16 protein-coding genes and 1 pseudogene are annotated in these 16,494 nt (G+C 68.8%); 8 read left to right on the top strand and 9 right to left on the bottom strand.

Going from position 1 to position 16,494, the window contains the following annotated elements:
• Positions 1-72: 72 nt before the first annotated feature.
• The 5 genes from HPO96_RS16375 to dnaA form a co-directional block, all read right to left on the bottom strand.
• The gene (locus HPO96_RS16375; RefSeq protein WP_171674300.1) at positions 73-630 is read right to left on the bottom strand and encodes a DciA family protein; all 558 of its coding nucleotides are present in this window, start codon (positions 628-630) and stop codon (positions 73-75) included.
• A gap of 83 nt (positions 631-713) precedes the next feature.
• The gene (recF, locus tag HPO96_RS16370; protein WP_171674299.1) at positions 714-1,853 is read right to left on the bottom strand and encodes a DNA replication/repair protein RecF; all 1,140 of its coding nucleotides are present in this window, start codon (positions 1,851-1,853) and stop codon (positions 714-716) included.
• A 1-nt stretch (position 1,854) separates the two neighbouring features.
• Positions 1,855-2,778: a phosphogluconate dehydrogenase (NAD(+)-dependent, decarboxylating) gene (gene gnd / locus HPO96_RS16365; protein WP_171674298.1), complete on the bottom strand. Its 924-nt coding sequence runs from the start codon at positions 2,776-2,778 to the stop codon at positions 1,855-1,857.
• 26 nt (positions 2,779-2,804) lie between these two features.
• Positions 2,805-3,950 (bottom strand): DNA polymerase III subunit beta, encoded by a 1,146-nt coding sequence (gene dnaN, locus HPO96_RS16360; RefSeq protein ID WP_171674297.1) that lies wholly within the window; start codon positions 3,948-3,950, stop codon positions 2,805-2,807.
• A gap of 439 nt (positions 3,951-4,389) precedes the next feature.
• Complete coding sequence (gene dnaA, locus HPO96_RS16355) at positions 4,390-5,913, bottom strand: chromosomal replication initiator protein DnaA (RefSeq protein ID WP_171674643.1); 1,524 nt, start codon at positions 5,911-5,913, stop codon at positions 4,390-4,392.
• Positions 5,914-7,527: 1,614 nt separating this feature from the next.
• Here dnaA and rpmH point away from each other — a divergent pair.
• The 8 genes and pseudogenes from rpmH (at position 7,528) to HPO96_RS16315 (ending at position 13,339) form a co-directional block, all read left to right on the top strand.
• Complete coding sequence (gene rpmH / locus HPO96_RS16350) at positions 7,528-7,665, top strand: 50S ribosomal protein L34 (RefSeq protein ID WP_132165595.1); 138 nt, start codon at positions 7,528-7,530, stop codon at positions 7,663-7,665.
• A gap of 23 nt (positions 7,666-7,688) precedes the next feature.
• Complete coding sequence (rnpA, locus tag HPO96_RS16345) at positions 7,689-8,039, top strand: ribonuclease P protein component (RefSeq protein WP_171674296.1); 351 nt, start codon at positions 7,689-7,691, stop codon at positions 8,037-8,039.
• Positions 8,036-8,377, top strand: a complete 342-nt coding sequence (yidD, locus tag HPO96_RS16340; RefSeq protein ID WP_238355142.1) for a membrane protein insertion efficiency factor YidD — start codon at positions 8,036-8,038, stop codon at positions 8,375-8,377. Before rnpA ends, yidD begins: the two co-directional genes overlap by 4 nt.
• A 12-nt stretch (positions 8,378-8,389) precedes the next feature.
• A pseudogene (yidC, locus tag HPO96_RS16335) lies at positions 8,390-9,367 on the top strand (membrane protein insertase YidC); the annotation flags it as partial.
• 285 nt (positions 9,368-9,652) lie between these two features.
• Complete coding sequence (locus tag HPO96_RS16330) at positions 9,653-10,159, top strand: R3H domain-containing nucleic acid-binding protein (RefSeq protein ID WP_171674294.1); 507 nt, start codon at positions 9,653-9,655, stop codon at positions 10,157-10,159.
• A gap of 46 nt (positions 10,160-10,205) precedes the next feature.
• Positions 10,206-10,841: a 16S rRNA (guanine(527)-N(7))-methyltransferase RsmG gene (rsmG, locus tag HPO96_RS16325; protein WP_337796660.1), complete on the top strand. Its 636-nt coding sequence runs from the start codon at positions 10,206-10,208 to the stop codon at positions 10,839-10,841.
• A 500-nt stretch (positions 10,842-11,341) separates the two neighbouring features.
• Positions 11,342-12,277, top strand: coding sequence for a ParA family protein (locus HPO96_RS16320; RefSeq protein WP_171674292.1), 936 nt, complete (start codon positions 11,342-11,344; stop codon positions 12,275-12,277).
• A 99-nt stretch (positions 12,278-12,376) separates the two neighbouring features.
• Positions 12,377-13,339: a ParB/RepB/Spo0J family partition protein gene (locus HPO96_RS16315; RefSeq protein WP_171674291.1), complete on the top strand. Its 963-nt coding sequence runs from the start codon at positions 12,377-12,379 to the stop codon at positions 13,337-13,339.
• Positions 13,340-13,530: 191 nt separating this feature from the next.
• On the opposite strand, the gene HPO96_RS16310 is transcribed toward HPO96_RS16315, so the two are convergent.
• The 4 genes from HPO96_RS16310 to HPO96_RS16295 are packed head-to-tail and all read right to left on the bottom strand — an operon-like array spanning position 13,531 to position 16,487.
• Entirely contained in the window at positions 13,531-14,334 is an 804-nt protein-coding gene (locus tag HPO96_RS16310; RefSeq protein ID WP_171674290.1) for a methyltransferase domain-containing protein, read from the bottom strand.
• 42 nt (positions 14,335-14,376) lie between these two features.
• Positions 14,377-14,718, bottom strand: a complete 342-nt coding sequence (locus HPO96_RS16305) for a DUF3817 domain-containing protein (RefSeq protein ID WP_171674289.1) — start codon at positions 14,716-14,718, stop codon at positions 14,377-14,379.
• Positions 14,715-15,515: an SURF1 family protein gene (locus HPO96_RS16300; RefSeq protein WP_337796659.1), complete on the bottom strand. Its 801-nt coding sequence runs from the start codon at positions 15,513-15,515 to the stop codon at positions 14,715-14,717. The genes HPO96_RS16305 and HPO96_RS16300 overlap by 4 nt, the downstream gene beginning before the upstream one ends.
• Before the next feature lie 24 nt (positions 15,516-15,539).
• Positions 15,540-16,487 (bottom strand): D-alanine--D-alanine ligase family protein, encoded by a 948-nt coding sequence (locus tag HPO96_RS16295; RefSeq protein WP_171674288.1) that lies wholly within the window; start codon positions 16,485-16,487, stop codon positions 15,540-15,542.
• Positions 16,488-16,494: the final 7 nt, after the last annotated feature.

The raw sequence follows: 16,494 nt of genomic DNA, 5'->3' as shown, positions 1-16,494 counted from the left end.
GCTGCCAGGAGTCGTCTCATGGATGTCACGGTAGTTATCGAGAATGACGGACGCGTAACAGATTGTGAGCGGTCAGCCGTAGGTGTCTCGGGGGCCGCGGCCTTTGACGGTGCGGGGGCCGCGGCGCCAGCTGGGGGCGTGCGGGCCTTGGACGTTGACGATGGTGACGGTGCCTTCGCCTAGTTCGGCGTTGAGGCGGCGGACCAGGTCGGGGGCGAGGAGTTTGAGTTGGGTGGCCCAGGCGGTGGAGGAGGTGCGGACGGTGAGGACGGTGTTCTCGTAGGACTCCGGCTTGCAGTGCTCGGCCATCTCGCGGCCGACGATGGTGGGCCAGCGGGCCATCACGCCGTGGACGGCGACGTCCACCTCCCAGCCCTGGTCGCGCATCAGCCGGCCGAGGGTGTTGGTGAGTTTCTGCGGGTCGCGGTCGTCGGGGCGGGCGCTGCTGATCTGGGCGCCGTCGATGCGCGGACGCCGACGGCGCTTGACCGGCTTGAAACCGCCGGCCGCGGCCTGCTGCTTGAGCCGGCCGGCCAGGGACTTCGCCAGGTCCAAGCCCTGCTTGTCGTGCTCGACCTCCTCCGGAAGCTCCGGAGCGACTTCGCTCTCAGAGCCGCTCTCAGAGGACATCTGGAGACTCCGCGCCGTAGCGAGCCGAGTGCAGCGCAGTAGGCGTGGGGGCTCCAGATGTCCTCTCGCAGGAATTTCCGGGTTCAGGCACGTCGCACGGTCCCGTCGCCGACGTCGAAGCGGGCGCCGCTGAGCTCTGCGGGCACGTCCGCGCCGACAGCGGCCGTCACCAGCACCTGCTCGGCGGGCGCGACCAGCTCGGCCAGGCGGTCCCGGCGCTGGGAGTCGAGCTCGGCGAAAACGTCGTCCAGGATCAGCACCGGCTCACCTCCGTCCGCGCGCAGCAGCTCGTACGACGCCAGTCGCAACGCGAGCGCGTACGACCAGGACTCACCGTGACTCGCGTACCCCTTGGCCGGCAAGTCCCCGAGGCCGAGCAGGACGTCGTCCCGGTGCGGCCCGACCAGCGAGACCCCGCGGTCCAGCTCGTCCTGCCGCTTCTCCTGGACGGCGGCCAGGATCACCTCGGTCAGCTGCTCCCGCGACGTCACACCGGGCTCCAGCGGCACCGACGACTTGTACTCCAGCCGGGCATCGCCCTTGCCCCGGGCAACCGCGTCGTACGCCTCGGCGACCAACGGACGCAGCGCCTCCAGCAACTCCAACCGGGTCGCGAGCAGGTCCGCGCCCGTCCGCGCCAGGTTCGAATCCCAAACCTCGAGCGTCCGCAGCTGGCCCTCCGCCGCACTCGACCGATTCTGCCGACGGGCCTGCGAAGCGCTACGAAGCAACGAGTTCCGCTGCTTCAGCACGCGGTCGTAGTCCGACCGGACGCCGGCCATTCGCGGCGCCCGCAACGTCAGCAACTCGTCCAGGAACCGGCGGCGCTCCGACGGATCGCCCTTGACCAGCGCGAGATCCTCCGGCGCGAACAGCACCGTCCGCAGGTGCCCGAGCACCTCACGCGGCCGGGGGACCGGCGAGCGGTTGAGCCGGGCCCGGTTCGCCTTACCGGGGTTGATCTCGAGCTCGATCACGACGTCGCGGTCGTACTGGCTGCGGACCTCGGTCCGCACGACCGCGCGGGTGGCGCCGGCCCGCACCAACGGTGCGTCGTTCGCCACCCGGTGCGAGCCGAGCGTCGCGCAGTAGTGGATCGCTTCGACCAGGTTGGTCTTGCCGTGGCCGTTCGGTCCGACGAAGGCCGTCACGCCCGGGGCGAGCTCGACCTCCGCCTGCTGGTAGGACCGGAAGTCGATCAGACCCAGGGCGGTGACATACACCTCAGTGCTTGACCGGCGGTGTCGCGTACGACGGATCCGCGGAGTCGGCGCCCTTGACCGCGTGGCCGCCGAACTGGTTGCGCATCGCGGCGATCGCCTTCATCGCGGGGGAGTCGTCCTGCCGGGAGGCGAACCGCGCGAACAGCGCGGCCGCGATGGCCGGCACCGGGACGGCGTGGTCGATCGCGGCCTCGACCGTCCAGCGGCCCTCACCGGAGTCGTCGGCGTACCCGGCGATCTTCTCCAGGTGGGTGTCGTCCTTGAGCGCGTTGACCAGCAGGTCGAGCAGCCAGGAGCGGATGACGGTGCCCTCGCGCCAGGACTCGAAGGCCTCCGGCACGTTCTCGACGACATCCGCGGCCTCGAGCAGCTCGTAGCCCTCGGCGTACGCCTGCATGATCCCGTACTCGATGCCGTTGTGGACCATCTTCGAGAAGTGGCCGGCGCCGACCTTGCCGGCGTGCACGAAACCGAACTCGCCCTCGGGCTTCAGCGCCTCGAAGATCGGCATCACCGTCGCGACGGTCTCCTGGTCGCCACCGCACATCAGCGCGTAGCCGTTCTCCAGACCCCAGACGCCGCCCGAGACACCGCAGTCGACGAACTTGATCTGCTTCTCGGCCAGCTGCGCGGCGCGGCGGGTGTCGTCGGTCCAGCGGCTGTTGCCGCCGTCGATCACGATGTCACCGGGGGACAGCAGCTCGGCGAGCTCGGTGACGACCGGGTCGATCGCCTGCACCGGAACCATGATCCAGACCACCTTGGGCTGGTCGGTCGCGGTCAGCTTGCCGACCAGATCGGCCAGGTCGGTCGCGTCGGAGATCTCCTGATTGTGGTCGAACCCGACAACCGTGTGACCGGCGTTGCGGATCCGCTGGCGCATGTTGCCGCCCATCTTGCCGAGACCGACAAGGCCGAGCTCCATCGTGAATCCCCTTGTTCTGTTGGCTTTCAGCTGTTCAGGCGAACCGGCATCAGGACGTAGCGGAACTCGCTGATCGGGTCCGCCTCGAAGTCGATCACGCCGGTCAGCTCGGCCGGCTTGGTCGCCTGGGTGAACGCGAGGTGTGCGACCGACGTCCCGATGGCGCCGAGCCCGTCGAGCAGGTACGTCGGGTTGAAGCCCACGGTCACCGGGTCGCCGACCACGCGCGCCTCCAGGGACTCCGAGGCCTGCGCCTCGTCGCCACTGCCGGCATCCAGGGTCACGCTGTCCTCCGCGAACGTGAGCCGAACCGGTGCGTTCCGCTCCGCCACCAAAGCTACGCGCTTCACCGCCTCGACCAAGGTCGCGGTCTCGATCCGGACCCGGGTCGCGATCGACGCGTCGGTCGGGATGATGCCGCGGACCTTCGGGAACTCGCCGTCCAGCAACCGGGTGGTGGCCCGGCGGCTGCCGCCGGAGACCTGGCCCTCGAAGCCGACGATGCCGTCACCGGCGCCGGCCGCGGCCAGCGAGACGATCACGTCCGAGCCGGTCATCGCCTTCGCGGTCTCGGAGAGCACGCGGGCCGGGATCAGCGCGGCCGCCGAGGCGTCCGGGGACTCCGGCGTCCACTCGAGCTCACGGATCGCGAGCCGGTAGCGGTCGGTGGCCAGCAGGGAGATCGTGGAGCCCTCGATCTCGACCCGGACCCCGGTCAGCACCGGCAGGGTGTCTTCGCGGCCGGCCGCCGTGACCACCTGGGAGACGGCCTGGGCGAAGACATCCGCCTTGACCGTGCCGCTGGCGGCCGGGAGCTCCGGCAGCGACGGGTACTCCTCGGTGGGCAGCGTCTGGAGCGTGAACCGGGAGCTGCCACAGGTGACTTGAGCCTTGGCACCGTCGACGGCGATGTCCACCGGCTGGTTCGGGAGGCTCTTGGAGATATCGGCGACGAGCCGGCCGGAGATCAGGCACTTACCGCCGTCGGCCACCTGTGCGGGCACGGTGACGCGGACGGAGGTCTCGTAGTCGAAGCCGGACAGCGTGATCTGCCCGTCCCCGGCCTCGACGAGAAGTCCGGCAAGGATCGGAACGCTCGGGCGACTGGGCAAGCTGCGCGCGGCCCAGGCCACCGACTCGGCCAGTACGTCGCGCTCGACGCGAAACTTCACCGCGGGTTGCCTCCTGATTCGGCTGGGTGCCAGGCAGATCCTGCCACGTGCACGTGTGGTCGGTGCCAATCGGGGATGACGTGGCGCTTCGGGCGGGTCGCGTCGGCGTCGAACAAGTGGCCTTCGAGGACAGCCTGACAGGTCCCGGCAAGCGGCGCGAGACCGGGTTTTCCCCAGATCGGGCCGCTCGTTCGTTTTGTGGCCTTCGCATCCTCTACAGATTCCATAGTGTTCTTAGCACCGGTGGATAATGTGGATAAGCGACGAGTTCGCAGGTCAGAGCCCACATTGGCCTGTGAACTCGGTGTGGACAGTCCCCGCTTCGGTTGAGGACGACGGTGGATGAAGATTTCTGTCCCCACAGGCCGTCCACACGACAAAGCGAGTCATCCACCGGAGTACCCACAGTTTTCCACAGCTGTGTCCCCAGGCTGTGTGGTTACTGCTGCTTGGCCTGATGCTTGATTCGGTTGGTCAGTTCGGTCACCTGATTGAAGACCGAACGCCGCTCCGACATCAGCTGCCGGATCTTCCGCTCGGCGTGCATCACGGTGGTGTGGTCGCGGCCGCCGAACTGCTGGCCGATCTTCGGCAGCGACAGATCCGTGAGCTCGCGGCACAGGTACATTGCGATCTGCCGCGCGGTCACCAGCACCCGGCTGCGGCTCGATCCGCACAGGTCGTCGATCGACAGCCCGAAGTACGAGGCGGTCTGGCCCATGATCATGCTGGCCGTCACCTCGGGTTTGCTGCCCTCGGGGATCAGGTCCTTGAGGACGATCTCGGCCAGGCTCAGGTCGACCGGCTGCCGGTTCAGGCTGGCGAACGCCGTCACCCGGATCAGCGCGCCCTCGAGCTCGCGGATATTCGTCTGCACCTTGGACGCGATGAACTCCAGCACCTCCGGCGGCGCGGTCAGCCGCTCGGTGGCCGCCTTCTTCCGCAGGATCGCGATCCGGGTCTCCAGGTCGGGCGGCTGGATGTCGGTGATCAGGCCCCACTCGAACCGGTTCCGCAGCCGGTCCTCGAGTGCCTCCAGCCGCTTCGGCGCGCGGTCGGAGCTGATCACGATCTGCTTGTTCGCGTTGTGCAGCGTGTTGAAGGTGTGGAAGAACTCTTCCTGGGTCTGGATCTTGCCTTCCAGGAACTGGATGTCGTCGATCAGCAGGACGTCGACGTCGCGGTACCGGCGCTGGAACTGCGCGGCCTTGTCGTCGCGGATCGCGTTGATGAAGTCGTTGGTGAACTCTTCGCTGGAGACGTACCGAACCCGGGCGCCGGTGTAGAGACTGCGCACGTAGTGGCCGATCGCGTGTAGCAGGTGGGTCTTGCCCAACCCGGAGTCGCCGTAGATCAGCTGCGGGTTGTACGCCTTGCCCGGCGCCTCGGCCACGGCGACCGCGGCCGCGTGGGCGAACCGGTTCGAGCTGCCGATGACGAAGGTCTCGAAGGTGTACTTCGGGTTCAGCCGGGCTTCGCCCTGGGCCTCGGTCGCCTGCTGCGCCGCGGCCGGCGCGGGTGCCGGCGGCTGACCGAACGGCTGCGCGGGCGGTTGCTGCTGCTCGTACGCCGGGGCCGGCTGCTCGTACGTCGGAGCGGGCGGCTCCTGCGGTGGCGGGGCGTACTGCGGCTGGTTGGCCTGGTCCATCGGGTCGGTCAGCGCGGACTGGATCGTCGGCTGGAAAGAGCCCTCGGTACGCAGCGGCTCCCGGACGACGGGCGCGGGCGGCGGCTGCGGCGTCTGGAGCTCGGGGTCGAGGGACGGGTCGACCGTGACGGCGATCCGGATGTCGCGGCCGAAGCTCTCGGAGAGGATGCGCTCCAGATCCGGACGCAGACGCGTCTCGAGCTGACCGCGGGTGAAGTCGTCCGGGACGGCCACGATCGCAGTGCTCTCGTGGAGTGTGACGGGCCGCGAGTTGGTCAGCCAAGCGCGCTGGTTCGGCGGCAGGCCGGCCAGCACCCGCGTCCACGCCTCACCGAGGTCTGTTGCCGGAGCAGCCTGCTGAGGCGCCGGAGCGGCGGGCGACTGAGGTGTCGGCGCTGGCTGCTGCGGTGGGTGGGGTGCTGCTGCCTGAGGCGCCGGGGGCTGCGGCACCTGCTGGACCGGAGTGTGCTGTACGGGCGTGTGTTGGACCGGCTGCTGCGCAGGCGCCTGCGGAGACTGCGGCTGCTGCGGGTACTGCTCGGCCTGCGGCTGCTGCGGTGCGAACTGTTCCGGCTGCGCTACGGCGTACTGCTCGTTCGACGGTTGCTGCGGCACCTGCGGCTGCGGAAGCTGCTCGTTCGATGGCTGCTGCTGAGCTGGTGGCTGCGGAACCTGCTGTGGGACCTGCTGTGACACCTGCTGCGGAGGCTGCTCGGTGGGCGGCTGCTGCGCGGGGAACTGCTCAACCGGCGCCTGCTGAGTCGGCTCCGGTTTCGGTGGCTCGTTGCTCGACTCCCACGAGTTGCCGGCCTGCGGCGCGGCCAGCGGGCGGCCGCTGGTCCAGCGCGGCTTCTGCTCGTAGCGCGGCGCGCTGATCGACGGTGCGGCGCCGAAGTACGCCGTACCGATCGGGGGAGCGATCGGCGGCGGAGCAGAGGTGAATGCGGCGGGCAACTCGGTGGCGGCGCGCTCCAGGGCGGACCGGTACTGGTACGGCCGGTAGCCATGCACTGCCGGCGGCTCCGGAATCGGCAGCGACGGGCTGAGGTGATCGGCCGGCTGTGTGATCGGCTGCGTCGTCGGCTGGGCGACCGGGAGCTCCAGCTGGGGCTCGGGTGGCGCGACCGGGAGCTCGGGCTGCATCGGGAGCTCCGAGCGGAAGTCGGTGGCCGGCTCCGGGCGGAGATCCTGGCCGGTGTCGGCCGGCTGCTCGGGCGGGCTGGGGGTGTACCGGTTCAGCTGGGGCTCGGCGTCCGGGGCGAACTTGTCCCCAGGCCTGTCCACCGCTGTGTGTTCCGGCACCCCGGTGTAATCCGCCGTCGGGTACTCAGTACCGACGGAATGGTCCTCGACCACGCGTTGCTCCCCGAATCCATCGCTGCGGTGGCCGGCGCGTTCCGGAAAGCTCTCCGGGCGGCGCGACCTTAGACCCGACACCCGCACTGTCCACACGGTTGTCCACAGTTGTGAACGACGCGTGGATCAGGTTGGTTACCGATTGCGCGGTACGGGACCTCTGGTGTGAGGGGCTGACGCTAACAAGTCTGGCCACGCTGGAACAAGCCGTCATCCACAGGCTATGAACAGCAAATTGGGGGCAACTAGCGGCGTGTCGAGTGGACGTCGGAGCGTAGTCGTGGTGGACCCGTCACGGTTCGCGGTCATCCCCGGGGCTGTGTGACCCTGTGTTCACCATTCGACTATCCACCGTGTTGTCCACAAGCCTGTGGACAACTTTGGGGACAGCTGGTTTGACCTGTCCACAGGCGGCCACGTACCGTGGATCGGTCGGTGTTGAACCGGCCCTTTCGTGCTGCGCTCCCTGCGGAACCACCTCTCGGTTCTCGATTGGTGTGCAGGACTGCACCAGCAGCAGGTCCGGTATCGGATCTGTCGACCAACTGATCTCGAGTAACCGGAGTCATTCCAGTGAGCAAGCGGACGTTCCAGCCGAACAACCGTCGCCGGCACAAGAAGCACGGCTTCCGTCTTCGGATGCGTACCCGTGCGGGGCGCGCGATCATCGCCGCCCGCCGTAACAAGGGTCGCCAGCGCCTCGCGGCCTGAGCGATCTCGACGGTGACCACCCCGTGTTGCCCGCGTCGCACCGGTTACGCCGGTCCGACGACTTTCGGCGCGCCGTCCGTAGTGGGCGGCGAGCCGCTCGGCGCGCGGTGGTGGTCCATTTGCTGTTCGCACCTGCGGGCAGCACCCGCGAACCGGCGCGCGTCGGCTTCGTGGTGAACAAGGCGGTGGGCAACGCGGTTCTCCGGAACCGGGTCCACCGCCGCCTGCGTGCCGTCCTGGCCGCGCGGGTTCCGGAGCTACCGGCCGGCAGCCTGACTGTCGTCCGCGCCCTACCGTCGTCCGCCTCGGCGTCGTACGACGAGCTGGTCGCGGATGTCGACGGCGCGCTGCGCCGACTGCTGGAACCGCGATGAGGCCGGCACTCGCACGGTTGATGCCCGTCCTGCGGAACCCGCTGAAGGCCGGGATCGTTGGTTTTCTGAAGCTGTACCGCTTGTTGATCAGCCCGCTGTACGGGCAGGTCTGCAGGTTCTACCCGAGTTGTTCGGCGTACGCCCTCCAGGCGGTCGAACGCCACGGTGCGGTGCGCGGTAGCTGGCTGGCGGCGCGGAGACTCGCCCGCTGCCACCCGTGGAACCCCGGCGGCTACGACCCCGTTCCACCCACAGATGTCGACCAGCGCGGAGAGCTCGTCTCCGCCAACCAGCCCGGGCCGTCCGCCGACGCCGGGCCTGTGCAGCGAGGTGCTTGAGTGACAACTCTTCTGGCCATCCCCGGACTCGCCTTGTGGGACGGGATCGTGGACGTGTTCAACGCGGTCATGACGCCGCTGTACTGGGCAGTCTCCGCACTGCTCGTCGGCTGGCACTGGCTGCTCGGCCAGGTGCTCGACCCGAACGGCGGCTGGGCCTGGGCACTGTCCATCGCCGGCCTGACGATCGTCATCCGCACGCTGCTGATCCCGCTGTTCGTCCGGCAGATCCGGTCCAGCAGGAACATGCAGCTGCTGCAGCCGAAGATGAAGGAGCTGCAGAAGAAGTACGGCCACGACCGGGAGAAGCTCGGTCAGGAAATGATGAAGCTGTACAAGGAGACCGGGACGAACCCGTTCTCCTCGTGCCTGCCGCTGCTGCTCCAGTCGCCGGTCTTCCTGGCGCTGTTCCGGGTGCTCGACGGGGCGTCCAAGGGTGAGGCGCACAGCAGTGTGATCGCGCCGCACGTCGAGTCCCTGCGGCATGCGAAGATTTTCGGCGCCGAGATTTCCCAGACCTTCCTGCGCGCCAACGGCGACGGCTCGACCAACGTCAAGGCCGTCGCGATCGTGCTGATCATCCTGATGACCGCCACGATGTTCATCACGCAGCTGCAGCTGATGCGGAAGAACATGCCGAAGGAGGCCCTCGAGGGCCAGGCGGCGCAGATGCAGAAGATCATGCTCTACGTCTTCCCGATCTTCTTCCTGATCGGCGGCTTCAACTTCCCGATCGGTGTGCTGATCTACTGGTTCGTCTCCAACGTGTGGACGATGGGTCAGCAGTTCTACGTGATCCGCCGCAACCCGGCCCCCGGCACCCCGGCGTACGACGCGATGGAGGCTCGGAAGCGCGAGCACAACAAGCGCACGGGCCGGCCGGCCGACGAGGGCCTGGCGAGCGCTGCCGACGGCGACGCCGACACCCTGACGGACCGTCGTCCGGCTCAGCGTCAGCAGCCGAAGCGCCAGTCACGGAACGATCGCCGGACCGGTACGTCGGGCGCGGCCGACTCGACCGCTGCGGCCAACGGGCAGAGCGCGCCGAAGCAGGACGCGCCGACCAACAAGACTCAGGCCGGTGCTGCCAAGAAGCAGCCGGCCGGCAAGAAGGGATCGGGCGCCAAGCGTCAGCCCGCGGCGAAGTCGGCCGCGCAGCGCAAGGCCGCCCAGAAGAAGCCCGGCGGCTCCCGCTGATCGGCTGACCTTTCCTTACTTGCTCGCGTACGTCCTTGGTCCCCGTGGGGCGGGCCTCAACACTGCGAAGGAGTTGCCGTGACCGACGGCATTGACAACACCGAGACGAAGTCCGGCTCGGCCGACCGGCTGAAAGCCCTCGAGGCGGAGAGCGATATCGCCGCGGATTACCTGGAGGAGCTGCTCGACATCGCCGACCTGGACGGCGATATCGATATGGACATCGACGGCGACCGCGCCGCGGTGTCGATCGTCGGCGCCGAGCTGAACAACCTGGTCGGTGAGAAGGGGAAGGTCCTGGAGGCGCTGCAGGAGCTGACCCGGCTGGCCGTCTACCGGGAGACCGGTGAGCGGTCCCGGCTGATGCTCGACGTCTCGAACTACCGGGCGAACCGGAAGGCCGAGCTGGAAGAGGTCGGCCGGAAGGCCGTCGACGAGGTGAAGGCCTCCGGCGCTCCGGTGCGGCTCGACCCGATGACGCCGTTCGAGCGCAAGGTCGTCCACGACGTCGTGGCGGCCGCCGGCCTGACGAGCGAGTCCGAGGGTGAAGAGCCCCGGCGTCGCGTCGTCGTCCAACCAGCATGATTGTGGGCCAGTGACCGACTCCGTTTCACGTGAAACACCGCCGCTCGTGGAGAAGCTTTATCCACGGGCGGCGGTGCCGCTTTCGGCCTATGCCGAACTCCTCGCCACCGAGGGCACCCTGCGCGGCCTGATCGGCCCGCGGGAGGTTCCGCGCCTGTGGGACCGGCACCTGCTGAACTGCGCCGTCCTGGAGCGCCTGATCCCGGAGGAGGCATCGGTCGCCGATATCGGCACCGGAGCCGGGCTGCCGGGGCTGGTGCTGGCGCTGGTTCGCCCGGACCTTCAGGTCGCGCTGGTCGAGCCGCTGCTGCGCCGGACGACGTTCCTCGAAGAGGCCGTCGACGCGCTGGGGTTGGAGAACGCCACCGTCGTCCGTGCGCGGGCGGAGGAACTGCCGCGAGCGTCGTACGACGTAGTGACCTCGAGGGCGGTTGCGCCGTTGGGCAAACTGGCGGGGTGGTGTCTGCCGTTGTGTGTCGAAGGTGGGCTGATGCTGGCGATGAAAGGTGAGTCCGCGGAGGAGGAGCTGGACGGCTCCGAGCGCGAACTGACCAAGCTGGGCGCCGAGCTGTGGCACATTCATCAACTCGGCACAGATGAACTGGCCCACCCGACGACTGTCGTGAGTATTGTGGCCGGACGTGCTGCAGGGGGATCCCGGCGCGGAAGATCTGGGAGGTGAGCGGGTTGGTGAGTCGTGCCCTCGGGTGGCCCGAGAAGAGCACCGGGCAACCGGAGAGGTCGCAGGCGATCGGCTGGCCGGTCGACCCTGCTCCCGCCGACTCACCGACCAGCGAGCCCGCTCCGGCGCCGGCTCTGGCCGCAGAACCCGAGAGCGCCCCGATCAGCAGCACCGAGTACCACCCACCCGCTGACGGCGCCGCGCTTCGAGCGGCCGCCGCCAGTGGTCTCGATCTCATTCCGTCGCCCACGCCGGAGCCCGTTTCACGTGAAACGGAGACTTCGGGAGATGATGGTGTTTCACGTGAAACGGCGTCCCTGGTCGATGCCGACACCGATGACTCCGAGTCTCCACCGCCTGTGGATGACGACCGCACCAAACTGCCTTCGCAGACGGGGATTCATCCACAGAAGCCTGTGGATGAAGCTGTGAGCAGACCAGCTCCAACCCCTACTGACATCCTCTTCGGGCCAAGTCCCGCACCTATTGGAATGGGCGCTATGACTGCCGCACAGATCGCCGCGCGGGCCACGACGGACGAGCTTCAGCGACGACTTCTCGAGACTCCGATCGCCGCCGCCACCGAACGGACCCTGCTGGTGAATGAAGGACGCACGATGGGCCGGGAGTTCCCGTTGCCCGCCGAGACCCGGGTCTTCGTGGTCGCCAACCAGAAGGGCGGCGTCGGTAAGACCACGACGACCGTGAACGTCGCCGCCGGTCTCGCACTGTACGGCGCGAAGATCCTGGTCATCGATCTGGACCCGCAGGGCAACGCGTCGACCGCACTCGGCATCGACCACTCCGAGGGCACCCCGGGTGTCTACGAGGCGGTCATCGAGGGTGAGTCGCTCGGCAAGCTCCTGCAGCCGTGTGCCGAGCACCCGGGGATTCAGGTGGTCCCCGCGACAATCGACCTGGCCGGCGCCGAGATCGAGCTGGTCAGCATCGTGGCCCGGGAGAGCCGGCTGAAGCGCGCTCTGGACGCGCACCTGGCCGAGACCGAGGCCGCGGGTGAGAAGTACGACTACGTCTTCATCGACTGCCCGCCGTCCCTCGGCCTGTTGACCGTGAACGCGCTGACCGCCGCCCGTGAGGTGCTGGTCCCGATCCAGAGCGAGTACTACGCGCTGGAGGGGCTCTCCCAGCTCCTGCGGCATATCGACATGGTGAAGTCGCACCTGAACCCGGGGCTCGACGTCTCGACGATCCTGCTCACCATGTACGACGCGCGGACCAAGCTCGCCGGTGAGGTCGCGGCCGAGGTGCGGGGTCACTTCCGGGACGCCGTCCTGCGCACCGCCGTACCGCGCTCGGTGCGGATCTCGGAGGCGCCCAGCCACGGCCAGACCGTGCTCGCCTACGACCCGGCCTCGGCCGGGGCGCTGTCGTACCTGGAGGCATCGCGCGAGATCGCGATGCGGAACAACGCCTGATCCGTCGCACGACGCGGTGGTGAATTCACCCGCACTCCGTTTCACGTGAAACGGAGTGCGTAGGCTGTCCCTCAGCATGTTGTCGAACTAGGGAGCGCGATGAACACCCGACTCGGACGCGGTCTTGGGGCCTTGATCCCCAGCAACCCCGCTCCTGGCACTCCGACGACACTCGGCAGCAAGTCCAGCTCCATTCCGGGCGCTCCGCCGGTGGCCGGCGCCGTCCGGCAGCCGGAGACCGAGCTCGCCGCGGTGCCGGGAGCGGAGTTCGCGGAGATCGAGGTCGGCAAGATCACGCCGAACCCGAAGCAGCCGCGCTCGGTCTTCGACGAAGACGCGATGGACGAGCTGGTGCACTCGGTCAAGGAGATCGGTCTGCTGCAGCCGATCGTCGTCCGCAGGCTGGAGGGCGACAAGTACGAGCTGGTGATGGGGGAGCGCCGCTGGCGAGCCACCCAGGCGGCCGGTCTGACGACGATCCCCGCGATCGTCCGCGACACACAGGACGACGTGATGCTCCGGGACGCGCTCCTGGAGAACCTGCACCGCAGTCAGCTGAACCCGCTCGAAGAGGCGGCGGCGTACCAGCAGATGCTCGACGACTTCGGCTGCACGCAGGAGGTGCTCGCGACGCGCATCGGGCGCTCCCGGCCGCAGATCTCCAACACGCTCCGGCTGCTGAAGCTGCCGGCGTCCGTCCAGCGTCGTGTTGCCGCCGGCGTCCTCTCCGCGGGTCACGCTCGTGCGCTGCTCGGGCTCCCCAGCGGCGACGCCATCGAGCGCCTCGCCCAGCGCATCGTCGCCGAAGGCCTGTCGGTCCGCACGGTCGAGGAGATCGTCGCGCTCGGCGACATGAACGCCGAAGACCCGACCCCTCAGCGCCGTCGCAACAAGCCCGTCGCTCCGCGCCTCGTCGACCTCGCCGACCGGCTCTCGGATCGTTTCGAGACCCGCGTCAAAGTCGACCTCGGCAAGACCAAGGGCCGCATCACCGTCGAGTTCGCCTCCATCGACGACCTCGAGCGCATCGTCACCCTGATGGACCCCAACAAAGCCGAGTAGCCCTCAGCCCTCAAGCACTCCAGCGGCCCGCGCCCCCAGCGCGGGCCGCTTGCTGTTTCCAGCCCCCGATATTCCTCTCCAGAACGGATTCTCCGCGTCCCCGCTCTCCCGGCCGTCCCAGCCCGGCCCGCAGAATCGCGCTCACAGAGGAATATCAGGGTCTCGACAGGACGAGCGATATGTCGACAAAGCTACTTAGGAACTCGCGGCGATGTTCCACGTGAAACATCGCGCTCCGCCCGCACCAAATAAGTCGCCGGAAGCCACTCCGCACGATCACCCAATGCGGGGTAGCTGTGACTCGCGGGGGATTCGGAGAAGTGGGTGAGACACAGCCCGGCGGCGAGCAGAGCGGTGATGACATCCGCCGCCGGCCAGATGTACGCCGAGAACGGCGGCGGCTCCGGGGTGTCGCGTGCGCCGGTCGGGAGCTTCGAGTTCTCGATCACCGCCCGGGGAGTCGTCCGACCGAAGTAGTCGGCGGTCAGCTCCAGGGTGCTGGGGTCCTTGGCGGTGAGGACTTCCCAGACCGGGTGGTGCTCGGCGAGGAGGACGGCGCCGCCGGGTGCCAGGCGGTCGGCGATGACAGCGGCCCACCGGGTGAGGTCGGGGACCCAGCAGATCGCGCCCCAGCTCAGGTAGATCAGGTCGAAGTCGACCAACTCGGGTGGGAGATCGAAGAGGTCGGCGCGGTGGAAGTCGACATGGATACCTGTCGCTTCGGACTTTGCGCGGGCCTGGGCGATGGCTACTTCGGAGATGTCGATGCCGGTGACGGTGGCGCCCTGGGCGGCCCAGGAGAGGGCTTCGTCGCCGCAGGAGCAGGCGACGTGGAGGAGGCGGCGGTTGGTGACGTCGCCGGCTGCGGCGAGTTCCTCGGGTTGGAGGGCGGTGCCGCCCGCGGCTAAGAAGGCGGGCGGGTGACCGGGGCGGGCGGGGTGGATGGAGTTCCAGCTCGCCCGGTTTGCTGCGGTGATGTCTTCGAGGGCGTTCACACCGGCGACGCTAGGGCGTGCGGTTGCGGCGGCCCAACGGGTTTAGCGGTTGAGGAGTTCGTGGGTGGTCTTGCGCTCGGCGTAGAACGAGAGGAAGGGGATGGTGCCGGCGACGGCCATCAGGGCCAGGCGGGGGAGGGTCCACTGGACGCGGCGGAAGAGGTCGAAGGTGGCGAGGAGGTAGACGACGTAGAGCCAGCCGTGGGCCGGGCCGATGATGTTCATGGCGGCGGAGTTGTCGCCCAGGTACTTGAGCGGCATGGCGACGAAGAGCAGCAGGAGCAGCATCACGCCCACGATGTAGGCGATCACTCGGTAGCGGGTGAGAGCGCTCCGGGTGGCAGGGGCGAGCTGGGCGGTGGCGGGGTCTGCTGGAGAGGTCACGCTGAAACGGTACCGGTCGGCTCCAGGGCCGTGGCGGGCTGGTCGTCAGCGGGGTCTTCGTCGTCGCGGCTGCGATGGGCGTCGAGCACCATCCGGGCCCACATCCAGAGCGTGAAGGCGGCGAAGATCCACCACTGGAAGGCGTAGGCGACGTTGCGCAGGCCGGCGTGATCGGTCGGCGGCGCGGGCGGCTGGACGGCGGCCAGGCCGGTGGCCGCAGGCGAAGTCTGGACGACGAAACCGTCGTACAGGCGGTAGTTGACCAGGTGCACGATCGTCGGGATGCGCAGCGAGGAGAGGACCCGGCCCTTGGCCGCCTCACCCGAAGAGTCGGCGGCCTCGGACGCGATCACCGAGCCGTCGAGCTGCACGCTGCCCGTCGGGGGCTGAGCAGTCGGGGAGTCGACGGACGCCACCCAGCCCCGAACGACCATGACCGCTCCAGCTGAATCAACCATCAGCGGGGTGACCACCCAGAAGCCCTTCTGGTCGCCGTTCAGGCGGTCGGCGATGAAGACCTGGTCTGCTGCCGGGCCCCAGGTGCCGGAGACGGTGACGCGGCGACCCACGGCCTTGGAGGGCAGGCCCTCGTCGACCGAGAAGAGCGACTGCAGAGGAACCGGCGGCTCGGTGGCGCGTTTGGCCGTGGCGGCCGCGGTCTTCGATTGGTAGACGTCGAGCTGCCAGACGCCCATCACCGTCATCACCCCGGCGATCGCCAGCGCGAGCGCGAGCAGAGCGATCCACCGCGGGGTCAGGATCGTCCGCCACAGTGGGCGCTCGGTCGACACGGTCACCTCAAGAATCTAGCAACCACGGACTCAGCGGGCCGCGGCGGCAGCCAGCAGGTCCCGGCACAGGACGCCGAGCTCGATCCCCGCCGCCTCGGCCGCGAGTGGCACCAGCGAGGTCTCGGTCATCCCCGGCGCCACGTTGACCTCGAGGAACCACGGCACGCCGTCCGCGTCGACGACCAGGTCGGAGCGCGACAGATCCCGCAGCCCCAGCGCGACATGCGCCGTCACCGCCGCGGCCGCACACGCGCCGGCCACCTCCGGCGACAGCCGAGCCGGTACGACGAACTCGGTCGCCCCCGCCGTGTACCGCGCCTCGTAGTCGTAGAACCCGGAGTCCGGCACGATCTCCACCGCGGGCAGCGCGCGCGGCCCGTCGCCGGTGTCGACGACAGTCACCGCGACCTCGATCCCGTCGATGTACTTCTCGATCAGCGCAACCGGCCCGTAGGCGTAGCAGTTCACCATCGCGGCCGGCAGCTCCTCGACCGAGCGCACGATCGAGGCGCCCAGCGCCGATCCGCCGCGGGCCGGCTTCACCACCAGCGGCAACCCGACCTGTTGGACGACGGCGTCCATCAGCGCGCCCGCGCCCAACTCGCGGAAGGTGTCGTGCCCGAGGACGACGGACGGCGGCGTGAACAGCCCGGCCTTGCCGACCATCGTCGACGCGACGGGCTTGTCGAAGGCCGTGCGGCACGCGGCCGGCTCGGCGCCGACGTACGGGACGCCGTACAGGTCGAGCACCTGGCGGAGCGCGCCGTCCTCACCGGTGACGCCGTGCAGGACCGGGAAGATCGCATCCGGCCGGTCTTCGCGGAGGCGTTCGACCAGGCTCGCGTCGACATCCCGCTGCTCGACCTCGACCCCGACACTGCGCAACGCGTCGGCGACGCGACGGCCGGAGCGCAGCGAGACGTCCCGCTCGTGCGACAGCCCGCCGGCCAGTACCAGCACTCGACCCAGATCACTCATCACACAA

This window comes from Kribbella sandramycini (assembly GCF_013131805.1).
GTDB classification, from domain to species: domain Bacteria; phylum Actinomycetota; class Actinomycetes; order Propionibacteriales; family Kribbellaceae; genus Kribbella; species Kribbella sandramycini.
Note: the sequence above shows the minus strand (reverse complement) of the source record. Positions and strands in the feature narration are given on the sequence as shown.

Coding starts and splice junctions, on each gene's coding strand:
- HPO96_RS16375 (WP_171674300.1), bottom strand. CDS start 630: ATGTCCTCTGAGAGCGGCTCTGAGAGCGAAGTCGCTCCGGAGCTTCCG.
- gnd (WP_171674298.1), bottom strand. CDS start 2,778: ATGGAGCTCGGCCTTGTCGGTCTCGGCAAGATGGGCGGCAACATGCGC.
- yidD (WP_238355142.1), top strand. CDS start 8,036: ATGAGGCCGGCACTCGCACGGTTGATGCCCGTCCTGCGGAACCCGCTG.
- HPO96_RS16320 (WP_171674292.1), top strand. CDS start 11,342: ATGACTGCCGCACAGATCGCCGCGCGGGCCACGACGGACGAGCTTCAG.
- HPO96_RS16315 (WP_171674291.1), top strand. CDS start 12,377: ATGAACACCCGACTCGGACGCGGTCTTGGGGCCTTGATCCCCAGCAAC.
- HPO96_RS16295 (WP_171674288.1), bottom strand. CDS start 16,487: ATGAGTGATCTGGGTCGAGTGCTGGTACTGGCCGGCGGGCTGTCGCAC.